The sequence below is a fragment of the Nonomuraea coxensis DSM 45129 genome (assembly GCF_019397265.1).
Lineage (GTDB): Bacteria > Actinomycetota > Actinomycetes > Streptosporangiales > Streptosporangiaceae > Nonomuraea > Nonomuraea coxensis.
The window spans coordinates 5,684,414-5,702,725 of record NZ_CP068985.1 but is presented as its reverse complement, the minus strand read 5'-3'; the positions used below and the strand labels follow the sequence as shown (position 1 = coordinate 5,702,725).

At 73.6% G+C, this 18,312-nt stretch carries 15 protein-coding genes and 1 pseudogene; 11 read left to right on the top strand and 5 right to left on the bottom strand.

Annotated elements, in window-relative coordinates:
• The first annotated feature begins 241 nt into the window (after positions 1-241).
• The 4 genes from Nocox_RS26675 to Nocox_RS26660 are packed head-to-tail and all read left to right on the top strand — an operon-like array spanning position 242 to position 5,436.
• Positions 242-2,665 (top strand): lantibiotic dehydratase family protein, encoded by a 2,424-nt coding sequence (locus Nocox_RS26675; protein WP_051112788.1) that lies wholly within the window; start codon positions 242-244, stop codon positions 2,663-2,665.
• Entirely contained in the window at positions 2,665-4,119 is a 1,455-nt protein-coding gene (locus tag Nocox_RS26670; protein WP_020547498.1) for a hypothetical protein, read from the top strand. The genes Nocox_RS26675 and Nocox_RS26670 overlap by 1 nt, the downstream gene beginning before the upstream one ends.
• Before the next feature lie 52 nt (positions 4,120-4,171).
• Positions 4,172-5,053 (top strand): NAD-dependent protein deacetylase, encoded by an 882-nt coding sequence (locus Nocox_RS26665; RefSeq protein ID WP_246649554.1) that lies wholly within the window; start codon positions 4,172-4,174, stop codon positions 5,051-5,053.
• A gap of 5 nt (positions 5,054-5,058) precedes the next feature.
• Positions 5,059-5,436: a YchJ family protein gene (locus Nocox_RS26660; RefSeq protein WP_020547500.1), complete on the top strand. Its 378-nt coding sequence runs from the start codon at positions 5,059-5,061 to the stop codon at positions 5,434-5,436.
• Between the two features lie 4 nt (positions 5,437-5,440).
• Here the strand turns inward: Nocox_RS26660 and Nocox_RS26655 are convergent, their stop codons facing one another.
• The 4 genes from Nocox_RS26655 to Nocox_RS26640 form a co-directional block, all read right to left on the bottom strand.
• Positions 5,441-6,277, bottom strand: a complete 837-nt coding sequence (locus Nocox_RS26655) for an SAM-dependent methyltransferase (RefSeq protein ID WP_020547501.1) — start codon at positions 6,275-6,277, stop codon at positions 5,441-5,443.
• A 98-nt stretch (positions 6,278-6,375) separates the two neighbouring features.
• Complete coding sequence (locus Nocox_RS26650; protein WP_020547502.1) at positions 6,376-7,350, bottom strand: LacI family DNA-binding transcriptional regulator; 975 nt, start codon at positions 7,348-7,350, stop codon at positions 6,376-6,378.
• Positions 7,351-7,370: 20 nt separating this feature from the next.
• Positions 7,371-8,255: a carbohydrate ABC transporter permease gene (locus Nocox_RS26645; RefSeq protein WP_020547503.1), complete on the bottom strand. Its 885-nt coding sequence runs from the start codon at positions 8,253-8,255 to the stop codon at positions 7,371-7,373.
• Positions 8,255-9,139 (bottom strand): carbohydrate ABC transporter permease, encoded by an 885-nt coding sequence (locus Nocox_RS26640; RefSeq protein ID WP_020547504.1) that lies wholly within the window; start codon positions 9,137-9,139, stop codon positions 8,255-8,257. Before Nocox_RS26640 ends, Nocox_RS26645 begins: the two co-directional genes overlap by 1 nt.
• Before the next feature lie 134 nt (positions 9,140-9,273).
• Here Nocox_RS26640 and Nocox_RS26635 point away from each other — a divergent pair.
• Positions 9,274-10,281 (top strand): annotated as a pseudogene (locus Nocox_RS26635) (RNA-guided endonuclease InsQ/TnpB family protein); the annotation flags it as partial.
• Between the two features lie 31 nt (positions 10,282-10,312).
• Here the strand turns inward: Nocox_RS26635 and Nocox_RS26630 are convergent.
• Positions 10,313-11,632, bottom strand: coding sequence for an ABC transporter substrate-binding protein (locus tag Nocox_RS26630; protein WP_020547505.1), 1,320 nt, complete (start codon positions 11,630-11,632; stop codon positions 10,313-10,315).
• Between the two features lie 178 nt (positions 11,633-11,810).
• Here Nocox_RS26630 and Nocox_RS26625 point away from each other — a divergent pair, with 178 nt between their 5' ends.
• From Nocox_RS26625 to Nocox_RS26600, 6 genes are all read left to right on the top strand, one after another.
• Complete coding sequence (locus Nocox_RS26625; RefSeq protein WP_020547506.1) at positions 11,811-13,892, top strand: beta-galactosidase; 2,082 nt, start codon at positions 11,811-11,813, stop codon at positions 13,890-13,892.
• Entirely contained in the window at positions 13,889-15,013 is a 1,125-nt protein-coding gene (locus Nocox_RS26620) for a glycoside hydrolase family 53 protein (protein ID WP_020547507.1), read from the top strand. Before Nocox_RS26625 ends, Nocox_RS26620 begins: the two co-directional genes overlap by 4 nt.
• A gap of 69 nt (positions 15,014-15,082) precedes the next feature.
• A complete protein-coding gene (locus tag Nocox_RS26615) occupies positions 15,083-15,544 on the top strand; it encodes an RrF2 family transcriptional regulator (protein WP_020547508.1) in 462 nt (153 codons plus the stop codon).
• Between the two features lie 44 nt (positions 15,545-15,588).
• On the top strand, positions 15,589-16,761 hold the full coding sequence (locus Nocox_RS26610; RefSeq protein WP_020547509.1) for a globin domain-containing protein: 1,173 nt from the start codon (positions 15,589-15,591) through the stop codon (positions 16,759-16,761).
• 41 nt (positions 16,762-16,802) lie between these two features.
• Positions 16,803-17,432 carry a nitroreductase family protein gene (locus tag Nocox_RS26605; RefSeq protein WP_020547510.1) on the top strand — a complete coding sequence of 210 codons (630 nt, stop codon included), beginning with the start codon at positions 16,803-16,805 and terminating at the stop codon, positions 17,430-17,432.
• A gap of 48 nt (positions 17,433-17,480) precedes the next feature.
• Positions 17,481-18,311 carry an SAM-dependent methyltransferase gene (locus Nocox_RS26600; RefSeq protein ID WP_020547511.1) on the top strand — a complete coding sequence of 277 codons (831 nt, stop codon included), beginning with the start codon at positions 17,481-17,483 and terminating at the stop codon, positions 18,309-18,311.
• Position 18,312 lies beyond the last annotated feature (1 nt).

Below are 18,312 nucleotides of genomic sequence, written 5' to 3'. Positions count from 1 at the left end.
TAACCGCCATTCTCCGGAGAAATTCCCGCCGTTCGTTCCGCCCCGAAGGGCAGTCTGTGCAGCCCTGATATGCCCGCGACTACGGAAAGTAAACGCCCGTGACTCGCATGAGGTGATTTTCCGGACTTGGTCGGGATATGTCCGGTGCAGAGGGTTAGCCGAGTGTGACGATTTCTCATCAGGGAACGCATTGACAGAAGTAAATGATCTTGTAAATATCTGTGTTACCACATTCCGAAAAATGGCCTCGAGAAAGGGGAACGTGTACATGGGCGAACCCGGCACGTTGCCAGACCGCGAGTGGATCCTGTTGCCGTCCGTGGTCGTCAGGACCGCCGGGTTCCCCTTGGAGCTCGTCCAATCCCTGGCCTGCCCCAGGGCGGCGGAGACCGCGGCCGCCGTCGCGCTGCTGGAGACGCGGGCCCTCGGCCTGCTCGCCGGCGCGCCGGCCCGCCGCGAGGCCCGTCCGGCCGGCCCGCACGCCGGCCGGACGGGCGCCTCACGGCTGCCGCGCGGGCTCCGCGGACGCCTGCGCCGCCTGCGCCCCCTGCCGCCCGGCACCCCAGGCCCCGAGGACTGGCTCGCCGACTGGAACCACGTCACCGGCCTGCTGGAGGAGGCCAGGCTCGCCCTCGCCGAGGTCGTCGCCGCCGACGCCGCGCTGGCCAGGGCGGCCGTCACCGGCGTCACCTCCGACGAGCGCTTCCTCGACGCCCTCGTCTGCTCCGCCCCCGCCGCCTACCGCGACCTGCGGCGCGCCCCCGCCGACCCCGCGAGGCTCGCCACCCACGTGCAGCGGCTCGCCACCAGGGCCGCCCCGACCGGCTTCCACGCCCCCACCGGCGTCGCCCGCGTCGAGCCCGCCCTCCCCAGCGGCTACGCCTGGGCCGGGTACCGCGAGATCAACCGCCGCGTCGCCTACCCCGCCGCCCGCGTCGGCGAGGCGCTCCAGCAGCTCCTCCTCGCCGACCCCGCCGTCGTCGCCGGGCTCGTGCCCCGCCTGCGCGCCGGCGCGGCGCCCCCGCGCGACGCCGCCGCCTTCGCCGCCCGCTGCGACGGCCGCCGCACCGTCGCCGAGATCGCCGCCGGCTGCGGCATCAGCATGGAACGCGCCTCGGCCGCGCTCGCCGTCGCCGTGCGCCGCGGACTGCTCACCCACGACCTGTGCCCGCCCGCCACCGTCCCCGACCCGGTCGGCTGGCTGCTGGCCCGGCTGCCCGGCGACGACGGGCCCGCCGTGCCCGAACGCGGCCTCGTGGCCGCGCGCGGCGTGCCCGCCCAGCGCCGGCGCGCCGTCGCCGGCCCCCGCGCCGCCGGGGGCGCGGACCTGCCCGTCGCGCGGCGCGTCCGCGAACTCGCCGGCCTGCTGGAGCGCTACCCCGCCGCCGCGCCCGAGGTGAAACTGGCCGTGCAGAGCCGCATCGAGGCCCTCGCCGGCGGCGGGCAGCGGGCCGGGCGCGACGAACGCCTCATCGTGCACGAGGCCGCCGCCGGCACCCTCCGCCTCACCGCCGGCGGACCGCTCGCCGCCGACCTGCGCGACCAGGTGCCCGCCGCGCTCGCCCTGCTCGCCGAGGAGGCCGAGCAGACCCGGCTGCGCACCAACCGGCTGCTCGCCGCGCGGCTCGGCGCCGGCACCTTCACGCTGGCCGAGGCGCTGGGCGCGGCCCGCGACCTCGAGGTGTGCCGCGGCGACAGGATCGCCGGGCTCGTCCGCGCCGCGCCACCCGGCGCCGCCGTCCTCGACCTGGCCGCGGTGGCGGGGGAGCCCGTCCCGCCGGCCGCGCCCGTGCTCTGCGCGGCCGACGTCATGGTGGCGGCGGCGTCGCTGGAGGCGTACGAGAGGGGCGTCACCCCGCTCGTCCTCGACAAGCTCCACGACGCGCCCCGGCTCGGCCCCTGGGAGCCGCCGCCCGTCCGCGACGGCGCCCTGCTCGTCGCCGAGCGGGACGCCGCCGCCGCCCGCGTGCTCGACGGCTTCACCGCCCTCAACGTCGTCGCGCCCCGCGCCGACGGCCTGCCCCCGCTGGAGCTGCCCGGCCCCGTCCTGGAGCGGGGCGGCGCGACGGCCGGCCCCCGGCGGCGCCGCCTCGGCCTCGACGGGCTCCACGTCCACAGCGACGGCCGCATAGCCGTGCTGCGCGCCAAGGGCACCGGCGAGCCGCTGATGTTCCACAACGGCGGGCCGGGCAGCGCCCTGCGCACCGCGCTCGCGCTGCCGGGGATCCGGCCGCCCGCCCTTCCCCTCCTGCCCTCCCTGCCCCGCCTCACCTGGGGGAACGTCGTGCTCGCGCGGCGGTGCTGGCGGCCCGGGCGGGCCGTGTCCGACCCGCTGCGGCACGCCTCAGGATCGGGCGAGCGCGACCTGCTGCTCGCCATGGCCCGGCTGCGCGAGGCACACGATCTGCCCCGCACGTTCTTCGCCGCCGGCCCCTCCGGACGGCGCCCCCTCTACGTCGACACCCGCGCCCCCTCCCTCATCGCCGAGCTGGCCGCGCTGGCCGGGGCCGTCGGCGACGGGCTCACGCTCACCGAGGCCCTGCCTGGACCCGACGACTGCTGGCTGCGCGAGGGCGGGCTGCGCTTCGCCGCCGTGCTCCGCTGCGTCTACCTGCGGCCCGCCGCAGGCCCATGCCCCTCTCCGCGGACGGAGGAACGCGGGTGATGGACGCGCCCGACGTGCTCGTGGTGCCGCCGCTGGCGGACTTCACCACCGAGGTGGCGCCGCCCGCCGGGATGACGCTCCTCGACCTCAACGAGCACCTCGTCCGGCGGCTCGCCGACCCCGCCCGGCTGCGGGCCGCCGCCGACCGGCGTCCCGGCGGGCCGCTCACCGCGCTGATCGGGCGGGCCGCGGCGGCCATCCTGGCGCGAGGGGTGTACGACGACGCCCACGTACGGGCCGTCGGCACCGCGCTGGGCCTGGCCGCCGACCCCGCCGTCCGGCTCGCCGTGGACGGGCTGGAGCTCACCGAGGGCAGCCCGGAGAGCAGCCGCGACCTGCTCGGGGCCGCCCGCAGGTGCGAGCTGTTCGCGCCCGAGGTCGAGCTGGCCAGGGAGGTGACGCGCGGGCGGCGGGCCCACATCGTGATCGACCGCGCCGGTCAGCTCCCGGCCGCGTTCGCGCTGGTCGCGGCCCTGGGGGAGGGCGTGACTCTGTGCGGGCGGCACGTCGCCGAGCACCGGCGGGCGCTGCGGCGGGTCCCGGAGCTGGCCGGGGTGAGATGGGGCGGCTGGTCACCCGAGCAGGTGATCAGACCTCCCTGGCACGGACGTGACGGAGCCGCCGGCTCGGGACGCGGGGGCGTCGAGCCGGTGCGGTGGATCACGGGGACCCGGCCGCTGCCCGGAGGCGACGCGCCGTGGGCGGGGCGGCTCGACGTGGCGCGGGCCGCGGCGCTCCCGGGGGAGGCGCTGGCCCGGTGCCGGGGGCTGACCCTGAAGCTCACCCGGGTCGACTTCCTGGGCGTGGCCACCGGCCTCACCGGCGTGACCGCCGACCTGCGCCGCCTGCGGGCCGCGCTCCCGCCGGGCGTGCCGGTGACGGGCGAGCTGGCGGTGGGCGCGCCCGGCATCACCGCCGAGGTGGTGGAGGAGTCGGCGGAACTGCTGGCGGGCGGGCTCGCGGGGGTGCGGCCGGCGGGGGTGCGGCCGTACCGGATGGGGGTGCGCGCGCTCTGGACGGCGGGCGACGCGGCACGGCGCCCGCCACCGGCCGGTCACGACCTGGCCCGCTGGACGGAGTTCGACGCGCCGGGGAGCCTGTCGCCCGGGGAGGTCGCGATCCTCGTACGGCGGTGGCTGGAGCGGCTGCCGGGGCTGCCGGCGGGGCGGCTGGCGGCCTGCTCCGTCGCCGGGCCCGCGGGGCCCGCCGCCCCCGGCCCGCCGGGCGGCGCCTGGGATCCCTGCGCGGAGGTCGTCGCGGGGGCCGGCCCCGACGGGCGGGGGCCGGGGACGTTCGCCGTCAACCTGCGTTCCGGCCGCTCGATCCGCCTGCACCATCTCCTGGTCGCGCCGGTCATCCGGCTGGCCGCCGACCCGCACGCCCTCGACCTCCTGGCCGAGCCCGCCCGCCGCCGCCTCACCGCCGAGCTCGCCGCGGCCGGGGTCCTGCGCTAGCGGGGGGAGGGGGTGACCCGGGCACGGGGCCGCGTCGGGCACCATGGAAGACGTGACACGAGGCAGCACCAGGGAGGCGCTCCCCGGCGGCCCGCACGAGCCGGCCGCGTTGGATGGGCCGGCCGCGTTGGACGCGCTGGTCGGGCGGGGTGGGGTGGCGGTGTTGAGCGGGGCCGGGTTGTCCACCGAGTCGGGCATTCCCGACTACCGGGGGCCGACCGGGCGGGCGCGGCGGGCCGAGCCGATGACCTACCAGCGGTTCGTCGCCAGCCACGAGGCGCGGCGGCGTTACTGGGCGCGCAGCCACGTCGGCTGGCGGCAGATCGGCCTGGCCAGGCCCAACGCCGGGCATCGCGCCGTGGCGGCGCTGGAGCGGCACGGCCTGGTCAGCGGCATCGTCACCCAGAACGTCGACGGCCTGCACCAGGCGGCCGGCGCGGACCGGGTCATCGAGCTGCACGGCGGCCTCGACCGGGTGGCGTGCCTGAGCTGCCGCGCGCGCACCTCGCGCGCCGAGCTGGACCGCCGCCTGCGCGAGGCCAATCCCGGCTGGGAGGCCACCAGCGACATGATCAACCCCGACGGCGACGCGGTGCTCACCGACGAGCAGGTCGCCGGGTTCCGCGTGGTCGACTGCACGGCCTGCGGCGGCCTGCTCAAGCCGGACGTGGTGTTCTTCGGCGAGAACGTCCCCCGCCCGCGCGTCGAGGAGTGCTTCGCCGTCGTGGAGAGCGCGCGGGCGCTGCTCGTGCTGGGCTCCTCGCTGGCGATCAGGTCGGGGCTGCGGTTCGTGGAGCGGGCGGCGGCGCGCGGCGTGCCGATCGCGATCGTCAACCAGGGCCCGACCGGCGGCGACGCCGACGCCGCGCTGCTCGTGGACGCCCCGCTCGGCGCCACCCTGACCGCCCTGGCCCGCCGGCTGGGTGCACAATAGGGCGCATGCCCGCCCGACCGTGCCCCTGCGGCCTGCCCGCCCCCTACGACGACTGCTGCGGCCGGTTCCACCGCGGCGAGGCGGCGGCGGCCACCGCCGAGCAGCTCATGCGCTCGCGCTTCAGCGCCTTCGCCGTGGGCGACGCGGCCTACCTGCTGCGCACCTGGCAGCCGGCCGGCCGCCCCGCCCGGCTCGACCTCGACCGGCGGCTGCGCTGGACCAGGCTGGAGGTCCTGGGCGCCACGGGCGGCAGCGTCGTGCACACCGAGGGCACGGTCCGCTTCCGCGCCCACTACGTGGAGCGCGGACGGCCGGGCGAGATGGAGGAGCACAGCCGGTTCGTCCGGCTGGACGGCAGATGGGTCTACGCCGGGGCGATCTGAGCCGTCAGAGCTCGGGCTTGCGGGCCACCCCGCCCACGAACGTGTGGTACGTGATCCCGGGCATGGCGTGGTCGCCCTCGTCCGGCCGCCACTCGGGCAGCGGCACCAGGCCGGGCTCCAGCAGCTCCAGCCCGTCGAAGTAGGCGAGGATCTCCTCGCGGGTGCGCCAGCGCCCGGTGCCCATCGTCTCGTTGAAGATCTTCTCCGCCGCGTACGCCTGCCGCGACACCTCGGGCAGCTCGGGCCCGGGGTTGTGGAAGTGGGAGACGGCGAGGTAGCTACCGGGCACCAGGCGGTCCATCAGCCGCCGGGTGATGCCGCCGGGGTTCTCGTGGTCGGCCAGGTGGTGCAGGATGCCCAGCAGCAGCAGCGCGACCGGCCGCTCGAAGTCGATCAGCCGCCTGACCTCGGGGTTGTGCAGGATCGCCTCGGGGTCGAGCAGGTCGGCCTCGACCACGGTGGTGGTGTCGTCCACGGCGAGCAGGGCCCGGCCGTGGACGAGCACGATCGGGTCGTGGTCGACGTAGACGACGTGCGAGCCGGGCGCGACCGCCTGGGCGATCTCGTGCACGTTGCCCTGAGTGGGCAGGCCCGAGCCGATGTCGAGGAACTGCCGGATCCCGGCTTCGCCGGCGAGGAAGCGCACCACCCGGCCCAGGAACTCGCGGTTGGCCCGCGCGGCCTGGGGCGCGTCCGGCGCGACCTCCAGCGCCCGCCGCGCCGCCATCCGGTCGGCCTCGTAGTTGTCCTTGCCGCCGAGCATGAAGTCGTAGACCCGCGAGACGCTGGGTCTCGTCGTGTCGATCCCGCGCGGTGCGCGCTCCTGCTCGCTGTCGGCCACCGTCGGCTCCTCCTGACTGCGCCGTCCCGGGGGGACGTTGCCGATGATCGTACGATGCCGCGCCCCGAAAGATCTCCTCTTTTCGTCATTTGTCCCGATCAGGCGGACTCCCGTACCACCAGCTCGGTCGGCAGCACCACGGGCTCGACGGGACCGGCCCCGTCCAGCAGCGCGAACAGCAGCCGCATCGTCTCCTGCGCCATCTCGGCGAGCGGCTGGCGGATCGTGGTCAGCGGCGGATGGGTCGAGACCGCCACCGCCGAGTCGTCGAACCCGCCCACCGCCACGTCGTCCGGCACCCGCCGGCCGGCCGCCCGCAGCGCCGCGAGGGCGCCCGCCGCCATCAGGTCGGAAGCGACGAAGACGGCGTCGAGGTCGGGGGAGCGCTCCAGCAGCTCGTGCATCGCCCGCTCGCCGCTCGCCTGCGTCCAGTCGCCGTGCGCGATGAGCCGCTGGGTCGCCTTGCGTCCCAGCACCTCGGCGAAGCCCTCCAGGCGCTGGATGCCGCCCGGCGTGTCCATCGGTCCGGTGATCATCGCGATCCTGCGGCGGCCCTGGCGGACGAAGTACTCGGTCATCTGGCGGGCGCCGAGGCGCTCGTCGGCCGCCGCGTACGGGATGACGTTCTCGTGCCCGATCACCGCGCCGACCGACACCGCGGGCGGCCCGCCGGAGCCCAGGGCCTCCACCAGGGGGTCGCCCGCGTGCGTGGAGACCAGCAGCACCCCGTCGGCGTGGCCGCCGCGCACGTAGCGGACCACCCGCTCGCGGTCGCCCTCGTCGCCGGCCATCATCATCACCAGCGACAGGTCCCGCTCGGCCAGCATCCTGATCGCGACCCTGATCAGCGTGCTGTAGTTGGGGTCCTCGAACAGTTTCTCGTGCGGCTCGGACAGCACCATCACCACCGAGCCAGTGCGCTGGGTGACCAGGCTCCTGGCGGCCCGGTTGACGACGTAGCCGGTCTCCGAGATGGCCCGCTCGATGGCCACGCGCGCCGCGGGGCTGACATATTTGTCCCCGTTGAGCAGGCGGGAGACCGTGCCGCGGGACACGCCCGCGGCCGCGGCCACATCGTGGATCGTAGGGCGTTTCATTTCACGGCTCCGGAGGACAGATCGGTCCTCCAGTATCGCTGCATCGTGAGGAACAACGCGATCAACGGCACGATCGACAGGAACGCCCCGGTGAGGATCAGGTTGTAGAGCGCGGGCTGGTTGGCCCCGGCCATGAGCAGCGTGTAGAGGCCGACCGTGAGCGGGAACTTGCCGTCGTCGCCCAGCATGATGAACGGCAGCAGGAAGTTGTTCCAGATCGCCACGAACTGGAACAGGAAGATCGTCACCATGCCGGGCACCATGAGCGGCATCGCCACCCGCGCCATCAGCCGGCCCTCGCCCGCCCCGTCGATCCTGCCCGCCTCCAGCAGCGAGTCGGGGATGGCCGCCGAAGCGTAGATGCGGGCCAGATAGATGCTGTACGGGTGCAGGATCTGCGGCAGCAGCACCGCCCAGTACGTGTCCGCCAGTCCGAACTTGCTGAACAGCAGGTACTGCGGGATGGCCAGCACCACGGCGGGCACCAGGATGCCGCCGATGAGGATGTTGAAGATCACGTTCCGGCCGGGGAAGCGGTACTTCGCCAGCGCGTACCCGGAGATCGCCGAGACCGCGGTGGACAGCAGCGCCCCGCCGCCCGCGTAGAGCAGCGTGTTGCCCGCCCACAGCCAGAACACGCCGTCGCGGTAGGCGAAGAGCTGCTCGACGTTGTCGAGGAAGCCCGTGCCGAACGCCAGCGTCGAGGTGCTGAACAGCTCGCCCGGCGACTTGGTGGCCGCGATGAACACCCAGAACACCGGGAACAGGCAGTAGATCGCCCCGAGGAGCAGCAGCGCGGTCGGCGCGATGCCCCACGAGCCGTGGACGGCCCCGCCACGCGAGCGGCGGCGGTGCGAGGTGGCGGCGGTGACCCCGGCCATCAGCCCTCCCCGAAGGCGTGGTTGCGGACCACGCGCAGGAACCCGAACGACAGGACGAGCGAGACCGCCGCGATGACGATCGAGGTGGCGGCGGCCGAGTACAGGTCGCCGGTGATGAAGGCGTCCCGGTAGACCTTCATGAGCGGGCTCCAGGTGGAGCTGATCGTGTTGGTCAGCGGGCGCAGCGTGGTGGGCTCGGTGAACACCTGGACGGTGGCGATGATCGAGAACACCGTGGTGAGGATGATCGCCGGGGTCAGGATCGGGATCTTGACCCGGACGGCGATCTGGAGCTCCGAGGCGCCGTCGAGCCGCGCGGCCTCGTACAGGTCGCGCGGGATGGCCCGGAGCGTGGTGTAGAGCACGAGCATGTTGAAGCCGGTGCCGCCCCACACCGCCACGTTCGCCATGGAGTACGTGACGGTGGTGGCCCCGAGCAGGTCGGCGTCGAGCACGGAGCGGATCGGGCTGAGCGAGGGCAGGTAGAGGAAGCCCCACAGCAGGGTGGCGGCCACCCCCGGCACCGCGTACGGCAGGAAGATCGCGATCCGGGAGAAGCGCGCCAGCCGCACCCGCGCCGAGTCCAGCAGCAGCGCGAACAGCAGCGCGAGGCCGAGCATGACGACCAGCACCAGCGCCCCGTACCCGAGCACCCGCAGCCAGCCCTGCCACAGCTCGGCGTCGGCGAGCGCGGCGGAGAAGTTGTCGAAGCCGACGAACACCTCCCGCCGTGCCCCCTTCCCGAGCCCGAGCCCCGACACCTTGGTCCTGCGCATCGCCAGGTGGAACGTGTAGCCGATGGGCACGGCGAGGAAGAGCGTGAACAGCACGACCGCCGGGGTCAGGAAGAGGTACGGCCAGGCGCTCCTTCGTCCCTGGTTCATCGGGAACCTCCGAGGAGATCCCCGCCCTCAGGCGGGGGAGGAATCGGACTCCTGCGGAGCAGGGCAGGAGCAAGTGGACCGCCGTCTTTCGGCATCGGCCGGTGCGCGGGTGATCTCGTACATATGATCGAGGGGTGGCGCAGCTGGTGAAGCGGGCTTACAAGTACCGCTTCCATCCGACCCCCGAGCAGGCCGAGGAGCTTGTTCGGACGTTCGGCTGCGTGCGCCTGGTCTACAACAAGGCTCTGGAGGAGCGGACCCGTGCCTACACCGAGGAGGGGCGGGGTGTCTCCTATACGGAGTCGTCGGCCGCGCTGACCCTGGCGAAGATGGGCGCGCCGCTGGACATCGTGTGGTCGCGTCCACTCCCCGAGGGGGCAGAGCCGTCCACGGTCACCGTGTCCAGGGACGCGGCCGGGCGCTGGTTCGTGTCCCTTCTGGTCGAGGAGAAGATCGCGCCTTTGCCGCCGGTCGAGCGGTCGACGGGCGTGGACACCGGCCTCACCGCGCTGCTCACGCTGTCGTGCGGCGAGCAGATCGCCAACCCCCGTCACGAGCGTCGCGAACGACGCAGGCTGGCCAAGGCGCAGCGGGCGCTGGCCCGCAAACAGAAGGGGTCTAACAACCGGGCCAAGGCCCGGCTGAAGGTGGCACGGGTGCATGCCCGGATCGCCGACCGGCGCCGGGACTACCTGCACAAGGTCACCACACGGCTTGTTCGCGAGAATCAAGTGATCGCCCAAGTGATCGCCGTGGAGGACCTGGCCGTCCGCAACCTGCTCAAGAACCATGCCCTGGCCCGCGCCATCTCCGACGCCGGCTGGCGGGAGCTGCGGCGCATGCTGGAGTACAAGACGGACTGGTACGGACGCACGCTGGCGGTGGCAGACCGCTTCTTTCCCTCCTCCAAGTTGTGCTCGGTCTGCGGGACGCTGCAGGAGACGTTGCCGTTGAGTGTCCGGGTGTGGGTTTGTGCGTGTGGCGCGGTGCATGACCGGGAGGTGAACGCGGCCCGGAACATGTTGCTCGCCGCCGGGCTGGCGGAGAGCTGAAACGCCTGTGGAGCTGGTGTAGGACCTCAAGCGGGAGTCCTCCTCTCGGGCGGGCGGCCGGCGGTGAAGCAGGAAGGCCGACCGGCGACGGTCGGAATCCCCTCGTTCACGAGGGGGGATGTCAATGCGCGATCTGGAAGCCGGCCTTGCGCATGTCGGCGACCGTGGCGTCCTGCATGGACCGCACGGCCTCGGCGAAGGACGACTTGTTCTGGACGGCCTTGTCGAAGGAGTCCTTGAAGGCGTTGTACGTCACGCCGACGTTCGGGCCGAAGGTGAAGCCGCGGGCGCCGGCGGAGACGGCGGCGGCCTGCTGCCAGAAGTCGGGCTGGTTGGAGAAGTAATCGGGGGCCTCGCCGAGCGCCGACTGGGCCTTGGTGGCCGCCGGGTAGATCGCGGCCTCCTTGACCAGCAGCTCGATCGCGGCGGGGTCGGTGTTGAGCCAGGTGGCGAACTGCGCGGCGGCGGCCTTGTTCGGCGTCTTGGCCGACACGGCGGTGGAGGAGCCGCCCCAGAAGCCGCTGACGTTCTCGCCGGCGTTCCACTGGGGGAGCGGGGCGACGGCCCACTTGCCCTTGGCCTTGGGCGCGTTGCTGGACAGCACGCCGGGCGCCCAGACCGCGGACGGCCAGGTGAGCAGCTTGCCGTCGTTGAGCGCCTTGTTCCACTCGGGGGTGAAGTACGGCATGTCGTCGATGGCGCCCTCCTTCACCAGACCGCCCCAGTAGTCGGCGACCTTGGTGGTGGCCTCGTCGGAGATGTTCACCTTCCAGGACTCGCCCTCGATCGACCACCATTGGGCGCCGGCCTGCTGGGCGTAGCCTGTGAACGCTCCCGGGTCCTTGCTGGAGAACGTGCCGAGGTGGACCTTGGGGTCCTTCTTGCGGAGGGCGCGGGCCGCGTCGGCGTACTCCTGCCAGGTCTTCGGCAGCTCGATGCCGTACTTGTCGAACAGGTCCTGGCGGTAGAAGAGCATCATGGGGCCGCTGTCCTGCGGGATGCCGTAGACGCCTTCGGTGCCGAGCGTGACCAGGCGCCACAGGCCCTCACTGAACTCGCCCTGGACGGCGGCGGTCTCGGCCTTGAGGTCGGCCACCGCGTCGGCGGCGATGAACGACGGAAGGTGCTGGTACTCGGCCTGCACCAGGTCGGGCGGGTTGCCGGCCTTGGCGGCGGTGAGGTACTTGGCCGCCGCGTCGTCGCCGCCGGCCTGCTTGCTGACGGTGACCTGGATGTCCGGGTGCGCCTTGTTCCAGACCTCCACGATCTTGTCCATGTTGGGGGCCCAGGTCCAGTAGGTGAGCTTGACCGGCCCCTGGGCCGCGGGGGCGGAGCTTTGCGGCGCCGCGGAGCTCTGGGGGGCGGGCTCGCCGGACCCGCAGGCGGCGAGGGTGGCCGTGAGGGCGACGGCCAGTGCTGCTCCAAGACGGTTGGCGCGCATGCGTACCTCCGTAAGGTTCTGTGAACGTGCACAGAGTGGAACAGCGCTGAAATGCCCGTCAAGAGGCGTTACGTTCTCGTTAACCCGCGGAAAACCCGCTGATCCGCCCCGACCTGTTCCCATCGGCGGACGGATGGGATTACTGTGCACGTTCACAGAAGCTTTCCAAGGGGGATGGATGTATCCGGAGCGTCCTGCCGGCCTCGCCTTCGGCGGGGACTACAACCCAGAGCAGTGGCCGCGCGAGATCCTGGAGGAGGACGCGGCCCTCATGCGGGAGGCCGGGGTCAACCTGGTCAGCCTGGGCATGTTCTCGTGGGCGCTGATGGAGCCGGCCGAGGGACGCTACGAGTTCGGCTGGCTGGACGAGATCCTCGACCGGCTGCACGCGGCCGGCGTCGCCGTGGACCTCGCCACCCCGACGGCCGCGCCGCCCGCCTGGTTCGTCGCCGCGCACCCCGACGTGCTGCCGGTGACCAGGGAGGGCGTGCGGATCGGGTTCGGCGGGCGGCAGAGCGCCTGCTCCAGTGCGCCGGCCTTCCGCGAGGCGACCGCCCGGCTGGTGCGGGCGCTGGGCGAGCACTACCGCGACCATCCCGCCGTGGCCATGTGGCACGTGCACAACGAGTACGGGGCGCCGCTCGGGGAGTGCTACTGCGAGCACAGCGTCACCGCGTGGCGGGGGTGGCTGCGCGCCACGTACCAGGACATCTCCGCGCTGAACGAGGCATGGGGGACCACCTTCTGGGGCCAGACCTACACCGACTGGTCGCAGATCGACGCCCCGCGCCACAACCACACGGTCGTCAACCCCGCCCAGCGCCTGGACTACGCCCGCTTCAGCGACGGCCAGCACCGCGAGCACTACGCGCTCCAGCGCGACATCCTGCGCGAGCTCACCCCGCACCTGCCCGTCACCACGAACTTCGCCGGCACCGTCAACTGCAAGTCCACCGACCTCTGGCAGTGGGCCCGCGAGCTCGACGTCGTCGCCAACGACCACTACCTGCGCGCCGAGCAGCCCGACAACCACATCGACCTGGCGATGTCCGCCGACCTCGCCCGCTCGGTGGCGGGCGGCGCGCCCTGGATGCTCATGGAGCACTCCGCGGGGGCGGTCAACTGGCAGCCGCGCAACGTCGCCAAGCGGCCCGGCGAGATGCGCCGCAACAGCCTCGCCCACGTGGCGCGCGGCTCCGACAGCGTGCTGTTCTTCCAGTGGCGGGCCTCCAGGTTCGGGGCCGAGAAGTTCCACTCGGGGCTGGTGCCGCACGCGGGGACCGACTCCGAGCAGTGGCGCGAGGTGGTCCGCCTGGGGGCCGACCTGCGGCGGCTGGCCGGGGTGCGGGGGAGCAGGGTGCGGGCCGAGGTGGCGCTGGTCTGGGACTGGGAGTCGTACTGGGCGCTGGAGCTGGACTGGCGGCCGTCGGTGGACCTGTCCTTCCGCGAGCGGATGGACGCCTTCTACGAGGCGTTGTGGCGGGAGCACGTGACCGTGGACTTCGTCCATCCTTCTGCTGATATTTCGGGGTATCGGGTGGTGGTGGCGCCCAGCTCCTACCTGCTGACCGAGGGCGGCGCCAAGAACCTCCACCGGTACGTCGAGGCGGGCGGGCACCTGCTGGTGTCGTACTTCTCCGGCATCGTGGACGAGTACGACACCATCCACCCCGGCCCCCACCCGGGCGCGCTGCGTGAGCTGCTCGGCCTCTCGGTCGAGGAGTTCCACCCGCTGCGGCAGGGCGAGAGCGTCCCCCTGACCGCCGAACCCGGCGCGGGGGCGGTACGGGGGCGGATCTGGTCGGAGCGGGTGCGGCCGGCGGGGGCCGTCGCCGTGCGCGCCTTCGCCGCCGGCCCCGACGCCGGCCACCCCGCCTTCACCCGGCACGACCTCGGTGCCGGCACCGCCTGGTACCTCGCCACCGCCCCCGTCGGCGACCCCGACACTGCGCCCGACACTGCGCCCGCCACTGCGCCCGCCGCCGGGGCCGCCGGTGGCCGGGCGTTGCGGGAGCTGCTCGGGCAGGTGCTCGACCACGCGGGCGTGTCGCGGCCGCGCGGCCTGCCCGAGGAGCTGGAGCTCGTCCGCCGGGGCCGCCACCTGTTCCTCGTCAACCACGGCGACGAGCCGGTGACGGTCGAGGGGGTGACCGGCGTCAGCGTGTTCGACGGCGTGCGCTGCGACGGCCGGGTCACCGTCGCGGCCGGCGCCGTCACGGTCGTCGAGGAAACCCCCCGACCCGAAGGAGAACGCGCATGAGGCGCATCCTGACCGTCCTGTCCCTGCTGTTACTCACCGCCGCCCCGCTGGCGGCCCAGCCCGCCCAGGCGGCCCAGGCCCACGGCCCCGGGGCGCCCCTGGCGATCCGCGGCGCCGACGTCTCCAGCCTGGCCAAGTCCGAGGCGCTCGGCGGCGTCTACCGCGACGCCCTCGGCCGCCGCGCCGACGCCCTGCGCGTCCTCTCCCAGGCGGGGCTCACCTTCATCCGGCTCAAGGTCTGGGTGAACCCGGCCGACGGCTACAACACCAAGGCCAGGGTGCTCGCCGTGGCCAAGCGCGCCAAGGCCCAGGGGCTGAAGCTGTTCATCGACTTCCACTACTCCGACACCTGGGCCGACCCGGGCAAGCAGTACAAGCCGGCGGCGTGGGAGGGGCTGAGCCTCGACGGGCTCCGGCAGGCCGTCCACGACCACACCTACGACGTGCTCGACGCGCTGCGCCGCCAGGGCACCCCCGCCGACCTCGTCCAGGTCGGCAACGAGATCAACGGCGGCCTGCTCTGGCCCGACGGCTCCAACGCGAACTGGGCGAACACCGCCGCGCTGCTGAACGCCGGCTACGACGCCGTCAAGCGGGTCTCGCCCGCGACCAAGGTCGTGCTGCACCTGGCCAACGGCGGCGACAACGGGTTGTACCGGTGGTGGTTCGACAACGCCGCCGCGCACGGCATCCGGCACGACGTCATCGGGGTGTCGTACTACCCGTACTGGCACGGGACGCTGGAGAGCTTCCAGGCGAACGTGAACGACGTCGCCACCCGCTACGGCAAGCCGATCGTCGTCGTGGAGACCGGCTACCCCTTCACCACGGCCGACGACGACGGCTGGGAGAACCTCATCCTCTCGCCCGAGCCGTACCCCGGCTACCGGGCGACGCCGCAGGGCCAGGCGGCCATGCTGGCGAAGGTCGCCGACATCGTCAGGCGGATCCCGAACGGTCTCGGCCTCGGCCTGTTCACGTGGGAGGCGACCTGGACCGGGGTGCCGGGCAACGGCTGGGACCCGGCCGACCCGTCCTCCGGCAACGCCTGGGAGAACCAGGCGCTCTTCGACTTCGCCGACCGCCCGCTGCCCGCCATGGCGGTGCTCGGCCGGGTCTGACGCGGCGGCCAGGGAAGGCGGCCAGGGAAGGCGGCCAGGGAAGGCGGCCGGGCGGCATACCGTGGAACCATGCGCCTGACCGCCTTCACCGACATCTCCCTGCGCATCGTGATGCGGCTGGCCGTGGCCGGGGCTGACGAGCTGCTGACCACGCGGGCCGTGGCCGACGCGCTCGCCGTCCCTTACACCCACGCGGCCAAGGCCGTCGCCAGGCTCAGCGAGCTGGGGCTGGTCGAGGCCAGGCGGGGGCGGGGCGGCGGGATGCAGCTCGCGGCGCGCGGGCGCGCCGCGACGGTCGGGGGCATCGTCCGCGCGCTGGAGGGCGGCGACGACGTGGTGGGGTGCGAGGACGCGGTGCCCTGCCCGCTGCGGGCCGCCTGCCGGCTGCGCGGCGCGCTGCGCCAGGCCCAGGAGGCGTTCTACGCCACGCTCGACGGCGTCACCGTCGCCTCGCTGGTCGAGGCGCCGACCGGGCCGGTGCTGCTGTCCCTCACGACCCCCGGGGAACGGGCCGCGCCGCTCGCCCAATAATATGAATCCCAGATACCAATTTTAAGGATCTGGGGGTTTCTTCCATGCTGTCCGAGGAGAGCGCGGCCGTCGTCCGCGCGACGCTGCCCGTCGTCGCGGCCCAGCTCGACACCATCACCGCGCGGTTCTACGACACGATGTTCGCCGACCGCCCGGAGCTGCTCGACGGCCTGTTCAACCGCGGCAACCAGCGGAGCGGCGAGCAGCGGCGCGCCCTGGCCGGCTCCATCGCGGCCTTCGCGACCATGCTGCTCGACCACCCGGACGAGCGCCCCGACGTGATGCTGTCGCGCATCGCCCACAAGCACGCCGCCGTCGGCGTCACCGAGGACCAGTACGTCATCGTCCACAAGTACCTGTTCGGCGCCATCGCGGAGGTCCTCGGCGACGCCGTGACCCCCGACGTGGCCGCCGCCTGGGACGAGGTCTACTGGCTGATGGCCGGCGCGCTCATCGCGATCGAGGCCCGCGTGTACGCCGCCGCCGGCGCCGAGAACGGCCGCACCTGGCGGACCTGGCAGGTCGTGGAGCGGCGCGAGGAGACGCCGGACGCCATGTCCCTGCTGCTGCGCCCGCTCGGCGACGAGCCCGTCCCGCCCGCCCTGCCCGGCCAGTACGTGAGCGTCCGCGTCCGCATGCCCGACGGCGTCCACCAGCTCCGCCAGTACACCCTCTCCGGGGAGGGGGACGGCGGCCTGCGCAGGATCACGGTCAAGCGCGTGGACGACGGCGAGGTCTCCGCCCTGCTGCACGCCACCGCCGCCGAGGGCGACGAGCTGACCCTGTCCGCGCCGTTCGGCGACGTCGCGCTGCGTGCGGGCGACGCCCCGCTCGTGCTCGTGTCGGCCGGCATCGGCTGCACCCCGATCACCGCCATGCTCGGCCACCTGGCCCGCGCCGGCGACCCCCGCCAGGTGCTGGTCCTGCACGCCGACCGGGACGTGGCCGCCCACGCGCTGCGCGCCGACATGGCCCGCCTCGCCGCCGAGGCCGGCGCCGAGCAGATCCTCTGGTACGAGCGGGACGCGCCCGAGGGCGCCCGCACCGGCCTCATGGACCTGGACGGGGTGGCGATCCCCGAGGGCGCGGAGGTGTACATGTGCGGGCCGGTGCCGTTCATGCGGGCGGTCCGCGGCCGGCTCATCGGGGCGGGCGTCGCCCCGAAGGACATCCACTACGAGGTCTTCGGCCCCGACCTCTGGCTCGGCGCCGCCTGAGCCTCCCCGGCGCGGGGGTGGCGGGTTGGCATGATGGGCCCATGACACCCGACGAGCTGCTCACCACCACCCGCAGCGTCCGCAAGCGCCTCGACCTGACCCGGCCCGTGCCCATGGAACTCGTCCGCGAGTGCCTGGAGATCGCGTTGCAGGCCCCGAGCGGCGGCAACGCCCAGGGCTGGCACTGGGTCGTGGTCACCGACCCCGAGCGGCGCAAGGCGATCGGCGACTACTACGGCCGGGCCACCCGCGCCTACCTCGCGTCGGGCTCCTCGGCGGGCGCCCTGTTCCAGGACGACCCCGACCGGGCCGCGGTCCAGCGGCGGGTCTCCGACAGCGCCGCCTACCTGGGCGAGCACATGGGCGAGGCGCCGGTCCTCGTGATCCCCTGCATCGAGGCGGCCAGGCTGCCCGAGGGCAACCAGGCCGGGCTCTGGGGGTCGCTGCTGCCGGCCGCGTGGAGCTACATGCTGGCCGCCCGCGCCCGCGGCCTCGGCACCGCCTGGACGAGCCTGCACCTGGTGTACGAGACCGAGATCGCCGAGCTGCTCGGCATCCCGTCCGGCGTGCGGCAGGGCGCGCTCATCCCCACGGCCTACTACACGGGGGAGACGTTCAAGCCGGCCCACCGGCAGCCGCTTGACGACGTTCTCCACCTCGACGGCTGGTGACCGGTTAAGATCGCCGGCGTAGTCCCCCCGTACCCCAAGGAGCCGGCGATGCCCGACCACGAGCAGGAAAGCGCACCACAGGGGATCGACACCAGCAGGCCGAGCGTGTCGCGCGTCTACGACTTCATGCTCGGCGGCAAGGACAACTACGCCGTCGACCGGCACGTCGCCGAGATGGCGCTGAAGATCGCGCCGGACGCGCCGGAGGCCGCCAGGGCCAACCGCGAGTTCCTGCGGCGCACGGTCCGCCACCTCGCGGGCGAGGCCGGGATCCGGCAGTTCCTCGACGTCGGCTCGGGCCTGCCCACGCAGGGCAACGTGCACGAGATCGCCCAGGCGGTCGCGCCGGGCGCGCACGTCGTCTACGTCGACCACGACCCGATCGTGCAGCTCCACGGCGGGGCGCTGCTCGCCGGCGACGACACGACGGCCGTGGTGCACGCCGACGCCCGCGAGCCGGAGAGCATCCTCGCCGACCCGCGCACGCGCGCCCTCATCGACCTCGACCGGCCGGTGGGGCTGCTGATGTTCGGGCTGCTGCACCACCTGGCCGACGAGGACGACCCGGCCGGAATCGTGGCCCGCCTGGTGGCCCCGCTCGCCTCCGGCAGCCACGTGGTCATCTCGCACTTCCACAACCCGGGCGCGGCCCACCCCGAGGTCGCCGCGCAGGCGGCCGAGGCCGAGAGGCTGTTCAACGAGCATCTCGGCACCGGCCGCTGGCGCACCCGCGAGGAGGTGCTGGCCTACTTCGACGGCCTGGAGCTGCTGGAGCCCGGCCTCGTGCCGCTGCCGGAGTGGCGGCCGGGCGAGGGCGACCGCGCCACTCCCGGCATCACGTACCAAACCTTCGTCGGCGGGGTGGGGCGCAAGCCGTAGG